The organism is Cupriavidus nantongensis (assembly GCF_041726985.1).
Lineage (GTDB): Bacteria > Pseudomonadota > Gammaproteobacteria > Burkholderiales > Burkholderiaceae > Cupriavidus > Cupriavidus nantongensis_A.
Genome location: NZ_CP168302.1, coordinates 925239 through 945720, shown reverse-complemented (window position 1 = coordinate 945720; position 20482 = coordinate 925239). Strand labels below are relative to the sequence as shown.

General features: G+C 67.4%; 20 protein-coding genes. 7 read left to right on the top strand and 13 right to left on the bottom strand.

The features are described from left to right. Positions 1–7: 7 nt before the first annotated feature. Both hpnH and ispH read right to left on the bottom strand, forming a co-directional pair. Positions 8–1180 carry an adenosyl-hopene transferase HpnH gene (gene hpnH, locus ACEI37_RS03990; RefSeq protein WP_373377441.1) on the bottom strand — a complete coding sequence of 391 codons (1173 nt, stop codon included), beginning with the start codon at positions 1178–1180 and terminating at the stop codon, positions 8–10. Positions 1181–1200: 20 nt separating this feature from the next. Then, the gene (gene ispH / locus ACEI37_RS03985) at positions 1201–2196 is read right to left on the bottom strand and encodes a 4-hydroxy-3-methylbut-2-enyl diphosphate reductase (RefSeq protein ID WP_373377440.1); all 996 of its coding nucleotides are present in this window, start codon (positions 2194–2196) and stop codon (positions 1201–1203) included. A gap of 232 nt (positions 2197–2428) precedes the next feature. Here ispH and hpnA point away from each other — a divergent pair, with 232 nt between their 5' ends. Beyond that, positions 2429–3436, top strand: coding sequence for a hopanoid-associated sugar epimerase (hpnA, locus tag ACEI37_RS03980; RefSeq protein ID WP_373377439.1), 1008 nt, complete (start codon positions 2429–2431; stop codon positions 3434–3436). A gap of 9 nt (positions 3437–3445) precedes the next feature. On the opposite strand, the gene ACEI37_RS03975 is transcribed toward hpnA, so the two are convergent. From ACEI37_RS03975 to ACEI37_RS03965, 3 genes are all read right to left on the bottom strand, one after another. Continuing rightward, positions 3446–4606, bottom strand: coding sequence for a glycosyltransferase (locus ACEI37_RS03975; RefSeq protein WP_373377438.1), 1161 nt, complete (start codon positions 4604–4606; stop codon positions 3446–3448). A gap of 76 nt (positions 4607–4682) precedes the next feature. After that, positions 4683–6062 carry an amino acid permease gene (locus tag ACEI37_RS03970; RefSeq protein ID WP_373377437.1) on the bottom strand — a complete coding sequence of 460 codons (1380 nt, stop codon included), beginning with the start codon at positions 6060–6062 and terminating at the stop codon, positions 4683–4685. 274 nt (positions 6063–6336) lie between these two features. Beyond that, the gene (locus ACEI37_RS03965) at positions 6337–7110 is read right to left on the bottom strand and encodes an IclR family transcriptional regulator (RefSeq protein WP_373377436.1); all 774 of its coding nucleotides are present in this window, start codon (positions 7108–7110) and stop codon (positions 6337–6339) included. A 96-nt stretch (positions 7111–7206) separates the two neighbouring features. On the opposite strand from ACEI37_RS03965, the gene ACEI37_RS03960 reads away from it, so the two are divergent. The 5 genes from ACEI37_RS03960 (at position 7207) to ACEI37_RS03940 (ending at position 11855) form a co-directional block, all read left to right on the top strand. Further along, entirely contained in the window at positions 7207–8184 is a 978-nt protein-coding gene (locus tag ACEI37_RS03960) for a Bug family tripartite tricarboxylate transporter substrate binding protein (RefSeq protein WP_373377435.1), read from the top strand. A gap of 42 nt (positions 8185–8226) precedes the next feature. Next, on the top strand, positions 8227–8910 hold the full coding sequence (locus ACEI37_RS03955; RefSeq protein WP_373377434.1) for an RraA family protein: 684 nt from the start codon (positions 8227–8229) through the stop codon (positions 8908–8910). Continuing rightward, a complete protein-coding gene (locus tag ACEI37_RS03950; protein WP_373377433.1) occupies positions 8907–9842 on the top strand; it encodes a hydroxyacid dehydrogenase in 936 nt (311 codons plus the stop codon). Before ACEI37_RS03955 ends, ACEI37_RS03950 begins: the two co-directional genes overlap by 4 nt. Before the next feature lie 94 nt (positions 9843–9936). Then, entirely contained in the window at positions 9937–10908 is a 972-nt protein-coding gene (locus tag ACEI37_RS03945) for a Bug family tripartite tricarboxylate transporter substrate binding protein (protein WP_373377432.1), read from the top strand. Between the two features lie 23 nt (positions 10909–10931). Continuing rightward, a complete protein-coding gene (locus ACEI37_RS03940; RefSeq protein ID WP_373377431.1) occupies positions 10932–11855 on the top strand; it encodes an SMP-30/gluconolactonase/LRE family protein in 924 nt (307 codons plus the stop codon). A 58-nt stretch (positions 11856–11913) separates the two neighbouring features. On the opposite strand, the gene ACEI37_RS03935 is transcribed toward ACEI37_RS03940, so the two are convergent. Continuing rightward, positions 11914–12858 (bottom strand): DUF808 domain-containing protein, encoded by a 945-nt coding sequence (locus ACEI37_RS03935; RefSeq protein ID WP_373377430.1) that lies wholly within the window; start codon positions 12856–12858, stop codon positions 11914–11916. Here ACEI37_RS03935 and ACEI37_RS03930 point away from each other — a divergent pair. Further along, on the top strand, positions 12821–13168 hold the full coding sequence (locus ACEI37_RS03930) for a hypothetical protein (RefSeq protein WP_373377429.1): 348 nt from the start codon (positions 12821–12823) through the stop codon (positions 13166–13168). The two genes, ACEI37_RS03935 and ACEI37_RS03930, sit on opposite strands and share 38 nt — an antisense overlap. An 80-nt stretch (positions 13169–13248) precedes the next feature. Here the strand turns inward: ACEI37_RS03930 and ACEI37_RS03925 are convergent, their stop codons facing one another. The 7 genes from ACEI37_RS03925 to ACEI37_RS03895 form a co-directional block, all read right to left on the bottom strand. Continuing rightward, complete coding sequence (locus ACEI37_RS03925) at positions 13249–13809, bottom strand: dihydrofolate reductase family protein (RefSeq protein ID WP_373377428.1); 561 nt, start codon at positions 13807–13809, stop codon at positions 13249–13251. Positions 13810–13910: 101 nt separating this feature from the next. Beyond that, a complete protein-coding gene (locus tag ACEI37_RS03920; protein WP_373377427.1) occupies positions 13911–15767 on the bottom strand; it encodes an ABC transporter ATP-binding protein in 1857 nt (618 codons plus the stop codon). Positions 15768–15888: 121 nt separating this feature from the next. Further along, complete coding sequence (locus tag ACEI37_RS03915) at positions 15889–16917, bottom strand: tripartite tricarboxylate transporter substrate-binding protein (RefSeq protein WP_373377426.1); 1029 nt, start codon at positions 16915–16917, stop codon at positions 15889–15891. A 108-nt stretch (positions 16918–17025) separates the two neighbouring features. Further along, on the bottom strand, positions 17026–17427 hold the full coding sequence (locus ACEI37_RS03910; protein WP_373377425.1) for a DUF4387 domain-containing protein: 402 nt from the start codon (positions 17425–17427) through the stop codon (positions 17026–17028). Next, a complete protein-coding gene (locus ACEI37_RS03905) occupies positions 17424–18785 on the bottom strand; it encodes an acyclic terpene utilization AtuA family protein (RefSeq protein ID WP_373377424.1) in 1362 nt (453 codons plus the stop codon). The genes ACEI37_RS03910 and ACEI37_RS03905 overlap by 4 nt, the downstream gene beginning before the upstream one ends. Before the next feature lie 195 nt (positions 18786–18980). Next, a complete protein-coding gene (locus ACEI37_RS03900) occupies positions 18981–19970 on the bottom strand; it encodes a sigma-54 interaction domain-containing protein (RefSeq protein ID WP_373377423.1) in 990 nt (329 codons plus the stop codon). Between the two features lie 136 nt (positions 19971–20106). Then, positions 20107–20421, bottom strand: a complete 315-nt coding sequence (locus tag ACEI37_RS03895) for a multidrug efflux SMR transporter (RefSeq protein ID WP_373377422.1) — start codon at positions 20419–20421, stop codon at positions 20107–20109. Positions 20422–20482 lie beyond the last annotated feature (61 nt).

Genomic DNA, 20482 nt, shown 5'->3' with positions numbered 1-20482 from the left:
AATGGCTTCAGTGCGTGGCGGCGCTGGCAGGCGCCTCGGCCGGCCGCGGCTGCTTCGCTGGCGGCCGGGTGCGCTGGATTTCCTCGAGCTTGATCTCGACGTGGCGCGAGAACACGTATTCGGCCGGCCGCTGCCGGTCCAGCGCAATGTCCGGCGCCATCGGGCCGCTGGTACGCACGCCGCGCAGGCTGACGCCGAGCGCCTTGAGCGGATGCGCAAAGGTGTCTGCCACGGCGGTGGCTTCGTAGCCGCTGTGCACCATGCAGTCGGCGCATTTCTCGTAGTTGCCGGTGCCGTAGGCGTCCCAGTCGGTCTCTTCCATCAGTTCGCGGAAGGTCGCGGCATAGCCTTCGCCGACCAGGTAGCACGGGCGCTGCCAGCCGAATACCGTGCGCGCCGGGTTGCCCCACGGGGTGCAGTGGTAGGTCTGGTTGCCGGCGAGGAAGTCCAGGAACAGCGTCGACTGGCTGAACGCCCAGTTCTTGCCCGCGCGGCCGCGGCTGAGGATGTCGCGGAACAGCTGGCGGGTCTTGCCGCGGTTCAGGAAGTGCTGCTGGTCCGGCGCGCGCTCATAGGCATAGCCCGGCGACACGGTGATGCCATCGACGCCCAGCGCCTTGACCGAATCGAAGAACCTGGCCACGCGCTCGGGCTGCGCGTCGTTGAACAGCGTGCAATTGATATTGACGCGGAAGCCGCGCGCCTTGGCCGCGCGGATCGCCTCGACGCAACGGTCGTACACGCCTTCCTGGCACACCGAGCGGTCATGCATCTCGCGGTCGCCGTCCAGGTGCACCGACCAGATGAAATACGGGCTGGGCTGGTACTGGTCCAGCTTCTTCTCCATCAGCAGCGCATTGGTGCACAGGTAGACGAACTTGCGCCGCCGGATGATGCCTTGCACGATCTGCGGCATGTCCTTGTGCAGCAGCGGCTCGCCGCCGGCGATGGACACCACCGGCGCGCCGCACTCGTCCACCGCCTCCAGGCATTGCTGCACCGACAGGCGCTGGTTCAGGATCGGGTCGGGGTAATCGATCTTGCCGCAGCCCGAGCACGCCAGGTTGCAGCGGAACAGCGGTTCGAGCATCAGCGCAAGCGGATAGTGTTTCTGCCGCGACAGATGCTTGCCGACGATATAGGCGCCCACGCGGGCAACCTGCAGGAGCGGAATGGCCACGACAGCTTCCTCTGGTTGGTTCAGCCTGCAATGTTCTCGTTGGCGGCAGGCGCGGCATCCGTGCCGGACTGAAGCGATGCCGCCGGCGGCTTCACGTCGGCCAGCTCGGCCGGCAGCCGGAACTCGGCATGCTCTTCGCGCCCGGCCATGGTGCTGACCTCGACCGGGCCCAGCCGGCGCAGCGCCGCGATCACGTCTTCGACCATGGCCTCGGGGGCCGAGGCGCCGGCGGTGATGCCGACCACGTTGGCGTCGCGCACCCAGGCCGGGTCGAGCTCGCTGCCTTCGGCGATCAGGTAGCTGGGCACGCCGCTTTCGGTGCCGATCTCGCGCAGGCGGTTGGAGTTGGAACTGTTGGTCGCGCCGATCACCAGGATCACGTCGGCCAGCTTGCACAGGTCGCGCACCGCGCTCTGGCGGTTCTGCGTGGCGTAGCAGATATCGCGCGTATCGGGGCCGACCAGGTTGCTGAAGCGCCGTCCGAGCGCGGCGATGATGTTGCGGGTGTCGTCCACACTCAGCGTGGTCTGCGTGACGTAGGCGACCGGGGTGTCGTCGGGCAGGTCGAGCTTGCCGACGTCGGCCTCGTTCTGCACCAGGATCACCTTGCCGGGAATCTGCCCCATGGTGCCTTCGACCTCGGGGTGGCCGGCATGGCCGATCAGGATCACGGTGCGGCCGCTGGCGGCGTACTGGCGGCCCTGGGTGTGGACCTTGATCACCAGCGGGCAGGTGGCGTCAATGGCATGCAGCTGGCGCTGGCGGGCATCGGCGACGACCTCGCGCGAGACTCCGTGCGCGCTGAAGATGGTCACCGCGCCGGCCGGCACTTCGTCCAGTTCTTCGACGAAACGCGCGCCCTTGTCCTTCAGTCCCTGTACGACGTGCTTGTTATGCACGATCTCATGCCGCACGAACACCGGCGCACCGTGCTTCACGAGGGCGCGGTCGACGATCTCGATCGCGCGCACCACGCCGGCACAGAAGCCCCGGGGCTGAGCAAGAATCACCTGCATGGAGTAGGCCCCCGACCCTTTTGCTACGGGTTTCAGTGTTTGGGATCGCGCAACGGAAAACCATGCCCGGGATCGAGCCAGACCCACCGGAGCCAGACCCACCGGAGATCCGCCGCGGATCACATTTTCCTCGCACGGTGGTTACTATATACCCGACACGCCGGCTTTGTCTGGCGCCGCCATGGTCGGCGCAGGGCCGGCCGGCGACGCCGCCTTGCGAGGAAACGGGCTGATGAGCAAAAACGATGACGTGCTGGTGACCGGTGCTGCGGGTTTCCTGGGCTCGGCGGTGGCGCGCCAGGCGCTGGCGCGCGGCTGGCGCGTGCGCGTGCTGGTGCGCCCGCAGAGCCCCCGCACCAATCTAGCCGGGCTGCCGCTGACGGTGGTCCAGGGCGACATGCGCGATGCCGCCGCGGTGGCCGCGGCGCTGCAGGGCGTGCGCTACCTGTTCCACGTGGCCGCCGACTACCGGCTATGGGCGCGCGATCCCGAAGACATCGTGCGCACCAACGTCGACGGCACGCTGGCGGTGATGGAGGCCGCGCAGCGGGCCGGCGTCGAGCGAGTGGTCTATACCAGCAGCGTGGCGACGCTGCGCGTGGCCGGCGCGCAGGCACCGGTGGACGAGACCGCGGCGATGCGCCCGCATGAAGCCATCGGCGCGTACAAGCGCAGCAAGGTGCTGGCCGAGCGCGTGGTGGAGCAACGTATCGCCGAACATGGCCTGCCGGCGGTCATCGTCAACCCGTCCACCCCGATCGGCCCGCGCGACGTGCGGCCCACGCCGACCGGCCGCATCATCGTCGAGGCCGCCACCGGCAAGATCCCGGCCTTTGTCGATACCGGGCTGAACCTGGCCCATGTCGACGACGTCGCCCACGGGCATTTGCTGGCGCTGGAGCGTGGCCGCACTGGCGAGCGCTACATCCTGGGCGGCCAGGACGTGATGCTGCAGCAGATGCTGCGCGATATCGCCCAGCTGTGCGGCCGGCGCGCGCCGACCCTGCAGCTGCCGCGCTGGCCGCTGTATCCGCTGGCCTACGGCGCGGAAGCGGCGGCGCGGCTGACCGGCAGGGAGCCGTTCCTGACTGTCGATGGACTCAATATGTCCCGCTACCGGATGTTCTTTACGTCAGACAAGGCGCGCAAGGAACTGGGGTATCAGCCACGCCCGTACCAGGAGGGGCTGCGCGACGCGCTGGCATGGTTCCGCGCGCACGGATACCTTGGCCATCCCTGAGCCGCCGGCTCAGGGGCGCAACGGGGCCTGGTTGCGGCCCTTCCACTGCCCGCCGCGCCGCAGCCGGTAGCGCCGCGCCGAGTCGAGCGTCGCGCCCAGGTAGAACAGCGCCGTCACCGGCAGCAGCGGCGCCAGCCACCACGGCTGCCGGTATTCGCGCAGCATCGGCAGGTAGGCCAGCGCCATCGCGGCCCAGGCCAGCCATGCCGGCCATAGGCCCCAGCCCAGCGCCAGCACCGGCGGCACCAGATAGGTCAGGGCCATGCCGGCGACCGCGCCCGCCAGCCACAGCGGCGAATGGCGCAGCTGCGTGTAGGCGCTGCGCGCGATCATGTCCCACAGGCTGCGCCAGTCGTCATAGGGGCGCAGCGACACGCTGTCCTCAGCCAGGTCCAGCCGGATGGCGCCGCCGGGCTTGATGCGCGCGGCCAGGCTGCAGTCGTCGATCAGCTCGCCGCGGATCGCGGCAAAGCCGCCGATGCGCGCCAGCGCCGCGCGGCGCGCCAGCATGCAGCCGCCGGCCGCGGCGGCAACGCGGCTGCGCGGATCGCGCACGCGGGCGAACGGGTAGAGCTTGGCGAAGAAAAAGACAAAGGCCGGCACCACCAGCCGTTCCCATGCCGAGGTGCAGCGCAGCCGCACCATCAGCGAGACCAGGTCGCGCCGTTCCGCCTCGGCGCGCGCCACCAGGCCGGCCAGCACGCCCGGGCCGTGGCGGATGTCGGCATCGGTCAGCCAGACATAGCGTGCGTGCGGCGCGATGCGGTCGGCGGTGGCCAGGCCTTCGGACTGCGCCCAGACCTTGCCGCTCCAGCCGGCCGGCAGTTCGCGCGCGCCGATGACGGTGAGCGCATGCGGGCGCGCGGTGGTGGCCGCGGCGGCGCGGGCGATATCGGCGGTGCCGTCCGCGCTGTGGTCGTCCACCACCACCAGCGCCAGCGGGCCCGGGTAGCGCTGGCCCAGCACTGCGGCCACCGCGCTGCCGATGACCTCGGCCTCGTCGCGCGCGGGAATGATGGCGACCACTTCCGGCCAATGCGCCGGCGCCGGCGCGGCCGGTGGCCGGCGCACGCGCCAGAAGCCGGCGCGCCCGAACAGCAGCACGGCCCAGATCGCGAGCGACAGCAGCGACAGCGCCATGGCGGCGTCGGGCACGGTGGTCTCAGTCATGCGGCCCCCTGCGTTGGCATGGTTCGGGGGCCATTTTAGGCGATGGCCAGCCGGCGGGCGCGGACCCGCCGTTGGCTCAGGCGCGGTAGCTGACCGGCCCGCGCGAGCGCATGTCGAGCGCGTAGTAGCAGATCGTCAGCAGCACCAGCCAGCCCGGCCCCACGTACAGCGCCACGCGGGTATCGGGGAAGTAGGCCATCAGCGCCACCACCAGCGCCAGGAACGCCAGCGCGATATACGAGCCATACGGCCAGAACGGCATGCGGAACGCCAGCGCCTGGCGCGCCGCCGGGGCCAGCCCGCGGCGGAACTGGATCTGCGTGACCAGGATGACGGCCCAGGTCCAGACCGCGCCGAAGGTGGAGATCGCGGTCACCCAGACGAAGACCTTCTCCGGCACCAGGTAGTTGAGCAGCACGCCGGCCAGCAGCGCGGCGATCGACACCAGCAGCGCTCGGCGCGGCACGCCGTTGCGGTCGACCTTGGCGAAGGCCGCCGGCGCCTGGCCCTGCAGCGACAGGTTGTACAGCATGCGGCCGGTGCTGAAGATGCCGCCGTTGCACGACGACAGCGCCGCGGTCAGCACCACGAAATTGATGATGCCGGCGGCGGTCTTGATGCCCAGGCGCTCGAAGGTCAGCACGAACGGGCTGCCCTGCGCGCCGATCTCGTTCCACGGGTACAGCGCCAGGATCACGAACAGCGCGCCGACGTAGAAGATCAGGATGCGCCAGAACACCGAGTTGATCGCGTCCGGGATCGACTTCTTCGGGTTGCGCGCCTCGCCGGCGGTCAGGCCGATCATCTCCACGCCGAGGTAGGCGAACATCACCATCTGCAGAGACATCAGCACGCCCGAGGCGCCGTTGGGCATGAAGCCGCCGTGCGCCCACAGATTCGAGATGCCGGTGGCGACGCCGCCGTTGCCGAAGCCGAACACGATCATCGCGCCGCCGCCGATCAGCATCAGCACGATGGTGACGATCTTGATCATGGCGAACCAGAACTCGAACTCTCCATAGGCCTTGACCGCCATCAGGTTGACCGAGCCCATCGCCGCCAGCGCGGCCAGCGCCCAGATCCAGCGTGGCACGTCGGGGAACCACATGCCCATGTAGATGGCCACGGCGGTGATCTCGGCCACGCAGGTCACCAGCCACAGGAACCAGTAGTTCCAGCCGGTCAGGTAGCCCGCCAGCGGGCCCATGTGGTCCTGCGCATAGCGGCAGAACGAGCCGGCCACCGGGTTGTGCACGGCCATCTCGCCCAGCGCGCGCATGATCAGGAAGATCACCGCGCCACCGATCAGGTAGGCCAGCATGATCGCCGGGCCGGCCATCTTGATGGCATTGCCCGCGCCCAGGAACAGGCCCACGCCGATGGCCGATCCCAGCGCCATCAGCCGGATATGGCGTTCGCCCAGGCCGCGTTGCAGATGTTCTGCGCTTGCACTCATTCTTCGTTGTCTCCGTGTGATCTGAATGGCCGCGCCAGTCCTTGTGGGACTGGCGGGGGCAGAGAACTTTTGCGTTTGCGGCGCACGCAAACGGAAAAGAGCGGGCAGGTTAATCAGATAACGGGGATATTTGTTGCTGAATTCGTGCTGAAATGCAGGAAAAGTTGCTGGCGTCGCGGGATGGTGGGTGGCTGCGCGCAATGACATGGCACGCCCGGGGAGGGCGCGCAGGGAGCCGGCACGGTGGCCGGCCGGGAATGCAAAGACGAGGCGGTCAGGGATGCCAGGTTGCCGGCTGCCTGTCGCCTTGCAGCGCGGGCCGCTGACTGCCCGCCATCGCATACGACAGCTTGTTCGCGGCGTCGACCACGGTCTGCGCCAACTCCAGCAGCCGCTCTTCGCCAAGCCGGGAAGTCGGCCCGGAAATACACATTGACCCCAGCAGGCGCCAGTGCAATCCGAACACCGGTGCGGACACGCTGGAGACTTCGGCCTCGCGCTCGCCGAGCGACAGGTGGAAGCCGCGCCGCCGGATCATTTCATATAGCTCGCCCGGCTCGCCGGAAAACGCCAGGATCACCCGCCCGGGCGAGCCGCTGTCCAGTGGCAGCGCCGCGCCGATCCTGACGTGATGGCGGATCGCCTGCGGGCCCTCGACACGGACCAGGCAGGTTCGCTGCTGGCCCTCGCGCACGTAGAACGAAGCGCTTTCACCGGTCTTGATCGTCAGTTCGCGCAGCACCGGCTCGACCACTTCCTGCTCGTTGAAGGTGGCCTGGTAACACGCGCCCAGCCAGCCGGCGGCGCGGCCAAGGCGCCAGTTGCCGTCTTCCTTCTGCACCAGGTAGTTGTCCGCCGCCAGAGTGCGCGCCAGCCGCAGCACCGTGGTCTTGTGGATGCCGGTGCGCCGGCTCAGCTCGGCCAGCGACAGCTGCGGGTCGTTAACGCCGAAGGCTTCCAGCACGCGCAGCGCGCGCGTCACGGCAATCACGGCGCCGGAGCCTTCCTCTGCGGCTGAAGCGTTGATGGAATCACTTTTAGGGTTCATGGCACGAAATGCGGTGCACTGTGTGAAACGGCATTGTATGCCGTGAAACGATGCACCACAATCCGAATCACAACGAAACCAGATTCGGAGACACCCATGCAGTCGAGATCCCGCCGCGTCATCCTGGCTCTTGCCACCCTGCTGCTGGCATCCGCCAGCGTCCATGCCGCGTCGCCATATCCCACGAAGCCCATCCGCGTGATCGTGCCGTTTCCGGCCGGCGGTGGCACCGACATCATCGCGCGCGAGGTCACCAATACCGTGGCCAAGTCGACCGGCTGGGTCTTTGTCGTGGAAAACAAGCCGGGTTCAGGCGGCAACCTCGGCGTCGACGCGACGGCCAAGGCGCCGGCCGACGGCTACACCATCGCCCTGGGGCAGACCAGCAACCTGGCCATCAACGCCTCGCTGTACGAGCGGCTGCCGTATGACCCGTTGAAGGACCTGGCGCCAATCAGCCTGGTCGCCTCCGCGCCGCTGGTGCTGGTGACGCACGTCAACTCGCCGTACAAGACCATGAAGGACGTCATCCAAGCCGCCCGGGCCAAACCGGCATCGCTGAATTTCGCCTCGCCCGGCAATGGCACCGTCGCCCACCTTGGCGGCGAGCAGCTGCAAAGCACCGCGAAAGTCAGGTTCACCCATGTCCCGTACAAGGGCGCGGCACAGGCGGTCAACGACCTGATGGGCGGACAGGTGGACCTGTACATGGCGTCGGTGCCGACACTGCTCGGCCATATCAAGAACAACAAGCTGCGGCCGCTGGCAGTGACGTCGGCGAAGCGCGTGGCGGACCTGCCCCAGATTCCGACCGTGGCCGAGTCCGGCTATCCCGGCTTCGAGACGGCGACGTGGTTCGGCTTTGTCGCGCCGGCCGCGACGCCGAAGGACATCGTGGTGCGGCTCAATGCCGAGTTCAACAAGGCGCTCCAGTCCCCGGCGCTGGCCAGGAAGCTGAACGAGCAAGGCGCGTCGGTGCTGACGGGCACGCCCGAAGCCTTCACCACGCTGATCAGGCAGGACATCGGACGCTGGGCCGCGGTCATCAAGGCCTCCGGCGCCAAGCTGGACTGATCGTTGCCGACCCCTATCCCTTTCATCTTGCCGGAGTTTTCCATGACCTTGCCCAACATCATCAAATCGTTCGAGCGCGTGCCCGCCGCCGTGGTCGAGCGTGCCGCCCGCTTCCAGCCGGCGATCCTGTCGGATGTCGGCGGCCGCCGCGGCGCCCTGCATGGCCGCATCCGCGCCCTGCGTCCGACCATGAAGGTCGCCGGCCCCGCCTTCACCGTCGAAGTCCGTCCCGGCGACAACCTGATGATCCACGCCGCGCTGGCGCTGGCGCAGCCCGGCGATGTGCTGGTGGTGGACGGCAAGGGCGACCAGACCTCCGCGCTGATGGGAACCATCATGATGCATGCCGCGCGCCAGCGCGGGCTGGCGGGCGTGGTGATCGATGGCGCCGTGCGTGACAGCCTGGAACTGGAGGACATGCAGTTCCCGGTGTTTTCGGTGGGCACCAATCCCAATGGCCCGACCAAGGAAGTCGGCGGCCGCATCGGTCACCCGATTTCTGTTGGCGGCGTCACGGTGAATCCGGGCGACTATATCTGCGGCGACGCCGACGGCCTCGTCGTGGTCGAGCGCGGCAAGATCGAAGCGCTGCTCGATGCCGCGGCGAAGAAGGAAGAGGCCGAAGCCATGCGCATCGCGCAGATCAAGGAGGGCAACACCACCGCGCCCTGGCTGCTGGCATCGCTGGTGACGGCCGGCGTCCTCAAGCAGGGAGAAGCGCTGTGACCGGCAGGGACGTCATTATCGTCACGGGTGCGGACCTGGCACCGGAAGCGCTCGCGCTGCTTAGTGACTACCAGATCGTGTTCGCGGGCAAGAAGCCGCAGACCGACGAACTGGTCGCGTTGGCGCGGCAGCACAACCCGGTCGGCATCATCGTGCGCTATGGCAGCGTGACGGCCGAGGTCATGGATGCGGCGCCGGCCTTGAAGGTGATCTCGAAGCACGGCAGCGGCATCGACGTGATCGACCAGAAGGCCGCGGCCGAGCGCGGCATCGCGGTGAAGGCCGCGGTCGGCGCCAACGCCGCCGCGGTGGCCGAACATGCCTGGGCGCTGATCCTCGCCTGTGCCAAGGCGGTGCCGCAGCTAAACGAGCGCATGCGCGCGGGCCATTGGGACAAGTCGATTCACAAGACCATCGAGCTCAATGGCCGCACCCTGGGCATCGTCGGCCTGGGCGAAATCGGCCGCCGCGTTGCGGCGACCGGCCTTGCCATGGGCATGCGCGTGATCGCCTTCGATCCTTATGCGCAGGCAGTGCCCGCAGGTGTCACATTGGTCAGCGAGCTGCCGCAGCTCTACCAGGCAGCGGACGTGGTGTCGCTGCACTGCCCGCTGACCGACGAAAACCGCGGCATGCTCAACCGCGAGACCCTGGCCCTGTTCAAGCCAGGCGCGATCCTGGTCAACACCGCGCGCGGCGGCCTGATCGACGAGCCGGCGCTGGCCGAGGCGCTCGACGGCAAACTCTACGCGGCCGGCCTCGACAGCTTCGCGGTCGAGCCGATGGCCGTGCCGCACCCGTTCCAGAAGATCCCGAACCTCATCCTGTCGCCGCATATCGGCGGCGTCAGCGATGCGGCTTACGTGAACATGGGGGTGGGGGCCGCGAAGAATGTGATTGCCGTGCTGCAGGGCTCTGCCGCGGCGGTCTGAGCGAGGCTTCGACGTTTCATTGGGCAATAAAACATGCGGGCAGCGCGGCCGGCTGACATCAAGCCGGATCGGCCGCGGCTGCCGGGAGACAATGATGGTTCATCGTAAATTTGGTCTGTTTGCACTGCTCGCCGCGATTGCCGCTGCCAGTGCGGCGCCGGCGTTGGCGGTCTACCCGGACAAGCCTGTGCGCATTGTCGTGCCGAATCCTCCGGGCGGCGCCGTCGATGTGGTGACGCGCAAGGTCGCGCAAAAGCTTACCGAGCAGACCGGCCAGAGTTTCGTGGTCGAGAACAAGCCGGGCGCTTCCGGCACCATCGGCACCACGCTGGTCGTCAAGGCGCCGGCCGACGGCTATACGCTGCTGGCCAATGACAACTCCTACACCACGCTGCCCTACGTCTTCAAGAAACTGAACTGGGACCACCAGACCGCGCTGGTGCCGATCGCGCCGTTCGCGTTCTCGCCGGTCGTGGTTGGGGTCAAGGCCGATTCTCGCTTCAAGGACCTGGCCTCGCTGATCCAATACGCCAAGGCGCATCCGGGCGAAGTGACATTTGGCACCGGCGGCCCGGGCAGCTCGCCGCATTTTTCCGCCGAGGCCTTCCAGCAGGCCGCCGGGATCAAGCTGATGCACGTGCCGTACAAGGGTGCCGGCGAAGCCATGGTCGGCCTGCTGGGCGGCAGCGTCGACCTGCTGGTGGTGTCGACGCCGACCGCGCTGGCACAGGTCAAGGGCAACCAGATGCGGCTGCTTGGCATCAGCGGCAAGAGCCGGCTCGAGGTGTTCCCCAATGTGCCGACCTTCGCGGAAGCCGGACTGCCGACGTTCAACCTGTTCAACTGGTCGGGCCTGGCGGCGCCGAAGGGAACGCCGGCCGAGGTGATCACCCGCCTGCAGGCTGAAATTCAAAAAGCGCTACTATCGCCTGACATGAAGCAATTCCTGGCACAAATGGGTTCGCAGCCGGGCAGCCTGGATAGCAGCGGCTTCGCACAGCTGATCCAGCGGGAAACCGCGCAATGGGCGGCCGTGGCACAGAAGGCCAATATCGAAAAGCAGTAACGCAAGTAACACCGGGGACCACGATGATGCTGCTTCAGCAACCCACCGTCCGCGACGCCACGGTGCTTACCCGCCTGCCGGAATCGTTTCGGCGGCAGGACCGGGACAACGCGTGGTCGCTGGCCAATCGCGGCGGCGCGGTGACCGAGTCATTCCTCGAAGGCCCGGTCTGGGCCGACGGCCACCTGTGGGTAACCGATATTCCCTATGGCCGCGTGTTCCGCGTATCGCTGCAGGGCGACTGGGAAGTGGTGGCCGAATACGACGGCGAGCCGAACGGCATGAAGCGCCTGGCCGGCGGCGACTTCCTGATGACCGACTACCGCAACGGGCTGATGCGGCTGAACCCGCAGACAGGGGCGGTGACGCCGTTCCTGGAACGCCGGAATTCGGAACGCTTCCGCGGCGTCAACGACCTGACGTTCGATTCGGCGGGCAACCTGTACTTCACGGACCAGGGCCAGACCGGCATGCATGATCCCACTGGCCGTGTCTACCGCCTGTCGCCCGCGGGCAAGCTCGATGTGCTGCTGGACAATGCGCCAAGCCCGAATGGCCTGGTGCTGTCGCCCGACGAGAAGGTGCTGTATGTCGCCATGACGCGCGGCAACTGCGTGTGGCGCGCGCCGCTGCAGGCCGACGGCTCCGTCAGCAAGGTGGGGCAGTTCTTCACGTCATACGGGCCGAGCGGTCCGGACGGGCTGGCCATGCGTGCCGACGGGTTCCTGCTGGTCGCCAATCCAGGGCTCGGCTATGTCTGGGTACTGAACCATCGCGCCGAGCCGGTCGAAGTCATTCGCACGCCGGTGGGCGCGTCGTTGACCAACCTGTGTTTTGGGGGCGATGACGGCAAGATGCTGCTGATGACGGAATCCACGACGGGCTCGATCCTGAGTGCAGGCGTGCCGGAAGGGGGCGCGCCGGTGCATGGGGGCGTGTCGGCTTGACTATCCCGACGGGCGTCGAGCCCATCGGAGTGCGGGTGAAGCGAATCGGTGCCCGCGCCTACCGCGCCGAAGGCCGCACCGCCCGCATCCCGGCCTTCACCATGCTCACCACCGCCAGCACCAGCCCGCCGGCGACGATGCCGGCAATGCCGTCGATCACCACCGGCGCCAGCACTGCCAGCACGCCGCCGATTGCCGGCACCGAAGCCACGGCCAGTGCCGCGGCTTCGGTGACGTGGTGCATGGCCGGGATGCCGTGCATCAGGATGCCGCCGCCAACCAGGAACATCGCTGCCGTTCCGGCAAATGACAAGGTTTTCATGAGCAGCGGTGCCAGCCGGAGCAGGCCCTGCCCCAGCCAGCGCAGTCCCGCCGATGCCTGCTTGCTCAGGTACAGGCCGGCGTCATCGAGCTTGACGATGCCGGCCACCAGGCCATAGACGCCGACCGTCATGATGACCGCGATCGCGCACAGGACAGCGAGGCGCTGGCCGAAGGGCGCGTTGGCGACGGTGCCCAGCGAGATCACGATGATCTCCGCCGAAAGGATGAAGTCGGTGCGGACCGCGCCCTTGATCTTCTCTTTCTCGAAGGCCACCATGTCGACGGCCGGGTCCGCCACGGCCTGGACTTCACGCGCGTGGTCTGCGGCGTCCTCGGCCTTGCTGTGCAGGAACCGGTGTGCCAGTTTTTCAAAGCCTTCGTAGCAAAGGAACGCGCCGCCGATCATCAGCAACGGCACCACGGCCCACGGAGCCCAGGCGCTGATCGCCAGCGCCGCCGGCACCAGGATCACCTTGTTGCGGATCGATCCCAGCGCGACTGCCCATACCACCGGCAGCTCGCGCTCCGCCTTCACGCCGCTGACCTGTTGCGCGTTCAACGCCAGGTCATCGCCCAGCACGCCGGCGGTCTTCTTGGCCGCCATTTTGCTCATGACGGCGACATCATCCAGGATGGTGGCGATGTCGTCGATCAATACCAGCAAGCTCGAACCGGCCATGTCAGGACCTCCGTGCGCGGCAAAGCTGCCGCTGATGCAGCCAGTGTGTCATTCGGTCATGCTCCTCGATGTCGTGGATCCGCCAAAGCAGGTTTTATACCGGCCGCCGTTGCATATCGCGCCGGCCGGTATCGTCGATGGTGGCCAGGCCTTCGGGAAGGCTGCCGGTACTGCGGGGTTTCAGGGTTCAGCCGGCGAGATTGTAAAACATACGATCCGTTCCGCACCGGCAGGCATCCCGACCTGGATGTGGTTTGCTGTGGCGGGTTTTTCGCAGGCTCAACGTCCTGGATCCAATTCCGGTGCGTGATGCAAATCGCCCCGGTTCTGCTCCGCCTGCCTCTTGGCGTTCAAAGCTGTGGTTCAGTGGCGGACCGCTGCAGCCGGGTGTCAGTCACGCGTGCGCCGGTAGTGCAGGGCAACCACGCCGTTGCTGAGCGGCTCTGCCGAGACCAGCTCAAGCCGCCGTGTGCCGGGCAGCCCGCTCTGGTACAGGGTGGGGCCGTGGCCGGCGATCATGGGGTGAACGAGGAACCTGTACTCGTCGATCAGACCCAGCCGGTCCAGTTCGTTCGCGAGCTTGCCGCTACCGAGGAGCACGCCGGCCGGCGTCGCGTCCTTGAGCCTTTGCACGCCCGAGCACAAGTCGCCGCCGATGTGATGGCTGTTGGTCCATGGGAAGTCCGTTCGCGTCGACGACACCACGTACTTCGGCTTGGTCTCCAGCTTGATCGCCCATTCGCGCACCATCGGGGGCGCCTCCACATCGCCGCGGGCGACCGCCGGCCAGTAGCTCTCCATCATCTCGTAGGTGGCGCGGCCCCACAGCATGGCCCCAACCTCGTCCATGAGGCGGGTGAAGAAGGCCCGCGTCTCGTCGTCGGCGATTCCCTCCTGGTGGTCGACGCAGCCGTCCAGGGTGACGTTGAGGGTGAAGGTCAGAAGTCCCATGCGAGTCTGCTCCGAGTCGTGCGGTCAGCCGGAATATCCTTTATGGCCAGGTCATGGCCGGGCCGCCTGGCCGTGTACTTGCCTGACAATCGCCCGCCGCGTTATTGCACCGCGTCCGAGACCTCGTCCTGCTCTTCTCCGAGGAAACCGCCGCTCTGGTGCCGCCACAGCCGCGCGTAGGTGCCGTTCTTCGCCAGCAGCTCGGCGTGCGTGCCTTGCTCGATAATGCGGCCCTGGTCCATCACGATCAGGCGGTCCATCGCGGCGATGGTGGAGAGGCGGTGGGCGATCGCGATCACGGTCTTGCCCTCCATCATTTCGTCGAGGCTTTCCTGGATCGCCGCCTCTACTTCGGAGTCCAGCGCGCTGGTGGCTTCGTCCAGCAGCAGGATGGGAGCGTTCTTGAGCATCACGCGCGCAATCGCGATGCGCTGGCGCTGGCCGCCCGAGAGCTTGACGCCGCGTTCTCCGACCAGCGTGTCGTAGCCGGTGTGGCCATGCTGGTCGCTCAGCTGGCGGATAAAGTCATCGGCCTGGGCGTGCACGGCGGCGTGGCGGATCTCCGCATCGGTGGCATTGGGGCGGCCGTAGGCGATGTTGTCGCGGATCGAGCGATGCAGCAGCGAGGTGTCCTGCGTGACCATGCCGATGGCGCTGCGCAGGCTGTCCTGCGTCACCCGGGCGATGTCCTGCCCGTCGATGCGGATGTGCCCGTGGTCCACGTCGTAGAAGCGCAGCAGCAGGTTGATCAGCGTCGACTTGCCCGCGCCGGAGCGGCCCACCAGTCCGATTTTCTCGCCGGGGCGCACGGTCAGGCTGAGACCGTCGAGCACCTGGCGTTCGCCGTTGTAGTTGAAGCGGACCTGGTCGAATTCCACTTCGCCGCGCCGGATTTGCAGGGCCGGCGCGCCGGGCGCGTCCTGCACCTTGGCCACGTGCGTCAGCGTGGCAATGCCGTCCTGCACCGTGCCGATATTCTCGAACAGCGAGGCCATCTGCCACATGATCCAGTGCGACATGCCGTTGATGCGCAGCGCCATGGCGGTGACCGCGGCCACCGCGCCGGTGCCGATCTCGGCGCGGTGCCAGAGCCACAGCGCATAGCCGCCCGCCGCCAGGATCAAGCCCACCACCAGGGCCTGATTGACGATCTCGAACTGGCTGACGAGGCGCATCTGCCTGAACCCGGTTTCCTTGAAATCCTCCATCGCCGCGCGCGCGAAGTGCGCCTCGCGCCGGGTATGCGAGAACAGCTTGACGGTGGTGATATTGGTGTAGGCGTCGGTGACGCGGCCGGTCATCGACGAGCGCGCATGCGCCTGCTCCTGGCCGACCTTGCCCAGCCGCGGCACGAAGTACAGCATGGCCAGCCCGAACAGCACGATCCAGCCGATGAAGGGAAGCATCAGCCGGAAATCGAAGCCGCCCGCCAGCGCGATGATGGTGATGAAGTACACGCCGATGGCAAGCACGATCTCGATAAAGGTGAACAGCACCTCGCGCACGGCCAGCGCGGTCTGCATGACCTTGGTGGTGACGCGCCCGGCAAACTCATCGGAGAAAAAGGACAGGCTCTGCCTGAGCATCAGCCGGTGGAAATCCCAGCGCAACCGTAGCGGCAGGTTGATCGCCAGCACCTGGTGCTGCACCACGGTGCGCAGCGCCACCAGGCCGATGCTGGTCACCAGCACGATGCCGATTCCCCACAGCACGCGCTGCTCCTGTGCCGAAGCTTCCCGGTTACCCTGCCACGCCGCCAGCAGGTCCACCACTTGCCCGAGGAAAGAGAACAGCCACGCTTCGTAGATCGACACGCCGGCACTCAGCAGCGCCAGCGCGACGAAGTAGCGGCGGGTGCCGCGGGTGCAGGCCCACAGGAAGGCCGCCAGGCCCTTGGGCGGCGGCGGTGCCTCGTCGGGCGGGAAGGGATCAAGCAGACGTTCGAACGCGCGCAGCACGGGGTCCTCCGAAACGGCAGAAGACCAGCGATCCAGCCGGCATGCGGACCGGGCGGCCTTCTTCGGTGTGAGGCGCAGATTCTACCCCCGTCGGCGAGGCGGTGCAGGGCGTGGGCCGCGCCTATTCCGCGACGATCTTGCGTTCCAAGGCGATGCGCTTCCACTGCGCGAGGTCCTGTTTCATGCGCGCGCCGAACTCCGCGGGCGTCGCGGCCAGCGGGCGCGAGCCGTCCGGCTCCAGGATTGCGCGCACCTCCGGCGACGCAGCGATCTCGGCAATCTCGCGATTGAGTCGCTGCACCAGCGCGGCGGGCGCGCCTGCCGGCGCCAGCACGCCGACCCAGATCTCGATGCCATAGCCCGGCACCGACGCGGCCAATGGCGGCAAGTCCGGAAACGCGGGATTCGGCGCCGCGGAGGTTACGGCCAGCGGCCTGACCTTGCCGGACTTGATCTGCGTGGCGATGGAACTGTAGTTGGACATCATCACGTCGATCTGCCCGGCGGCCAGGTCGATCAGCGCGTTGGCCGCGCCCTTGTACGGCACGTGCATCATCTGGACCTTCGAGGTGTCGCACAGCAGTTCCGTGGCGAGCTGGCCCAGCGATCCGACCCCGGCCGAGCCGTAGCTGATCGCTCCCGGCCGGGCCCGCGCCGCGGCGATAAGCTCGGCGGGCGTGCGGATCGAGCGGGATGCCGCGATGGTGGACGATACCGCCAGCAGCAGCGGACCGTCGGCCACCAGCGCCACCGGCGCGAACGCGGTCAGCGGGTCATACGGCGAGCGCGCCTGCGTGGCCGCCGCGGTCAGGAAGGTCGATGAGGTCAGCAGCAGCACCGAGCCGTCGCGCGGCCCCTTGGCCACGTAGTCCGCGCCCAGCACGCCCGCCACACCGGGGCGGTTCTCCACGATCACGGTGTTGCCAAGGCGCTTCGCCAGCGCCGGCGCGATGGCGCGCGCGATCACGTCGTTGCTGGCGCCCGCCGAGAACGGCACCACGATCCGCATCAGCGGCGGGACCGCGGCTGCATGTTCGGGCGGCGCAGCGGTGGCGGGCAGTGGGGAGGCGGCCATCGCCGCCGCGGCCACCGCTGCGGGCAGGCGGCATGCCAGCCGGTGCCAGATGCGCTTGAAACAGGTCTTGTCCATACGTCGTTCCGGAAATCGTCGTGTTGCAGCAAGGCAGCGCGGCAACGCTGCGGAAGCGGCCGGCGCGTGGCCCGGACCATCCGGGCCACGGCAGGCCGCGCGGAAGGATCAGGCGGGAATCTCCAGCGTCAGCAGCGGCGCATATTGCTGCGCGCCGAAGATATCGCCATCGCCCGCACTGCCGCTGGGCTGCGCGCGGTACATGGTGAACTTGATGGCGAAGGCCGGTTCGTATTCGACGAAATCCGAAATGCGCGAGACCGGCACGCCGAACAGCGCGGCCATGCTTTCGCGGGTCAGCACCCGCGATCGCTTGACCCGTTCATATTCGGCTTGCTCGCGGAAAATGATGTCGAAGGTGATCTTGTTGACCCCGGCGTTCTTGCTGCGGATGGTCTTGGCGAGCGCGTGCAGCGGCTGCGTCGATGCCGCGGTGGAGGCGGCGGCCGGGAAGGGCGATGAGTGGCTGGCAATGGTCATGGTGGCTTCCTTGGCAATGGGGTGCGTCAAACGCCGGCTTCGACGACATGGGTGGGGAAGAGCGCGAGCGGATCGCGCACTGCCAGCGTATGGTTCAAGGTCCAGCGATAGGCGGGGCTGGCGTGCAGCACCTCGTCCAGCGGGAACGACACCGAGCCAGCAGTACCTTTCACATCCGGCAGTCGCGCGTAGAACATCTGGCGCAGGCCGATCATCGCGACTTCCTCCGCCATCTCGCGCGTGGGCGCGACGCCCTGCACCATCACGCACAGCTCGTGGCCGGGGCGGTCGCGCAGCGGTTCCAGCTCGCCCATCACGCCGTCGCGTCCATATACGTTGTAGTGCAGCGAATAATCGGTGTCGCCGAAGCGCGCGCGCACCTGTTCGCGCGCCCAGGCAATGACGCGGTCGACGTTGGCGATGGTGTACGGGTCGCGGATGCCGCACAGGCCCACGTAGCGCTCGCCGACCTTGCCCGAGCCTTCCAGCTTGACGCGCACCTGCGGCGCGGGTTCGAAGCGGGCGCCGGTGATGCGGGTGGTGCGCGGATCGAGCTGCTCGTAGCGGCACTGGCTCATGTCGAGCCTGCCGCCGGCGACGAATTCCTCGAACGGATTGGAGCGCTCGTACATCGCATGTCCGGCCACCGAGGCAATGGTGCAGCGCTGCTCGGGATGCATGGCCGTGACGCGGACGTCATCGCGGGTGATTTCGCCCAGCACGGTCTCCTTGCCGCCGTACGGCTCCGCGCAGAACGAGGCGCACTCCAGCACCTTGCCCAGGTAGTAGGCATGGTCGGCGGCAAAGCCGTGATGCAGCGCCGGCGCGGCGAACACCGCGGCATCGGAGCTGCGGCCGCCGATGATCACGTCGACGCCCTGGCGCAGCAGTTCCAGGTACGGGTGCACGCCGGCCATGGCGACGATGCGGTCGGTGGCGTCCAGTTCGGACAAGGTCAGGTCGGCAAAGCCGTCGAGGCCGCGGATGGTTTCGCCCTCGCTCATTTGCTCCCGCACCAGCGACTTCGGCACTTCGGAATAGAAATACCCGATGCGAAACCGCGGCAGGCGGTGCCGTTGCGCGAGGTCACGCAGGATCTCGACATAGCGGTCGACGCGGCTGTTGGTGCCGGTATCGCCGGCCGAGCCGATGATCATCGGCACGCCCAGCCGCCGCGCGGCCAGCAGCATGTGCTCGAGATCGTGGCGCTGCCACGCTTCGGGGCTGGTGGAGGTATCGGAGCCTAGCGGCACCGGCCCGACATCATCGCTGCCCGAATCGGCCGCGATGTAGTCCGGTCCGGCGGCCACGCCGATCTCGAAACTGCCCGTGCGCAGCGGGGCAAAGCCGAGATGGCCATTGGGGCAAATGATCTTCAGCGACTGCATTCAACATTCTCCGGTTAGGTGTCGCTTCGTTGGAGCGAGTCACGCGACACCCATTACGCAGAAGCTGTGCCAGCCGGGCGATGATGAAATTTCCTTTGAAGATCAAAGGCTTGTGACGAGGGAGAAGGATGGCGCGCGGACTTCACGCGCCGGGTTGGCGTGAATTCCACGCCATTGCGCGGGATGCGCGCCGCGTCAGTCGGCGGGTAATCCGAGCTTGCCCATCTGGTGCCGCAACGCATGGCGGCTCAGCCCGAGCCGGCGTGCGGCCTCGGCGAGATTGCCGCCGCAGGCCGCCAGGGCCTGTTCGATCAACCCCGCCTGGAACTGTGCCGTGGCGGCGTGGTAATCCAGCGGGCCGGCCGGCGCAGCAGCCATGGGCATCAGATCCGCGGGCGCCGCCGCGGCCAGGTTCATCTCGCGCAGGATCCGCGCCGGCAGGTGGGCCGGCAACACGCAGTGGCCGGGTTCGAGCAGGCAGATGCGCTCCAGCAGGTTCTCCAGTTCGCGCACATTGCCGGGCCAGCGGTATGCGCGGAAGATGCGCTCGACTTCCGGGTCGAGCCGCTCCATGCGGCTGCCGTACTGGCGGTTGTAGCGCTGCAGCGCGTTGTGCGCGAGCAGCAGGATGTCGTCGCCGCGTTCGCGCAAGGGCGGGATATTGATCGAGATGACCTGCAGCCGGTAGTACAGGTCCTCGCGGAACTTGCCGGCATTGACCTCGCTGAGCAGGATCTTGTTGGTGGCGGCAATAAAGCGCACGTCGACACTGATCGGCCTGATCGCACCGACGCGGCGGAAGCGCCGGGTATCCAGCAACGTCAGCAGCTTGGACTGCATCACCAGGTCAAGCTCCCGCACCTCGTCCAGGAACACCGTGCCGCCATTGCCGGCCTCGATCAACCCTTCCTTCTTGCCCACCGCGCCGGTGAACGCGCCGCGTTCATGGCCGAACAACTCGGATTCCAGCAACTGCCCAGGGATTGCCGCGCAATTGATGTCGATGAACTCCGCGTGCGCGCGGCTGGACTGCTGGTGCAGCAGGCGCGCCACCAGGCTCTTGCCGGTGCCGGTTTCACCATAGAGCAGGACGGTACGCGCCTGGCTTCTTGCCACGCGCGCGACCAGGTCGCGCAGGGCGGCGACCGACGGATGGTTTCCGATGAGTTCCAGGGGAGCATTCATTGCGCACGGTGTGAATGACAAGGCAACGCGCCGGATCCGTCCGAATCGCGGCGCGTGCGAGGCATTCTAAACGAGCGGCGAGGGCGGCCGCGGGGCGGGAGTCTGCGTCGGGCGCAGGCCAACGCATGCAGAAGCTTCAGGAAGCCATCTTCATCATGACGAGTCCGCTGACGATCAGCCCCGCCGCCAGGACCCTGACTGCGCTGGCGGGTTCGCTCAGCACGAACAGCCCCACCAGGAAGGCGCCCACGGCGCCGATGCCGGTCCAGATGGTGTAGGCGGTGCCGAGCGGCAGGCTTTTCATGGACAGGGAGAGCAGGGCAAAGCTGGCAATCATGGCCACGATGGTGATGGCCGAGTAGCCGGGGCGCGAAAAGCCCTCGGACAGCTTCATGGAGTACGCCCAAAGAACCTCGAGCACTCCTGCGATGACGAGAAATATCCAAGCCATGATGGCTCCTTGATCAAGAGCCGGGCCGTCCCGGACATTCATACCCGGTGCGGGCGAGGTC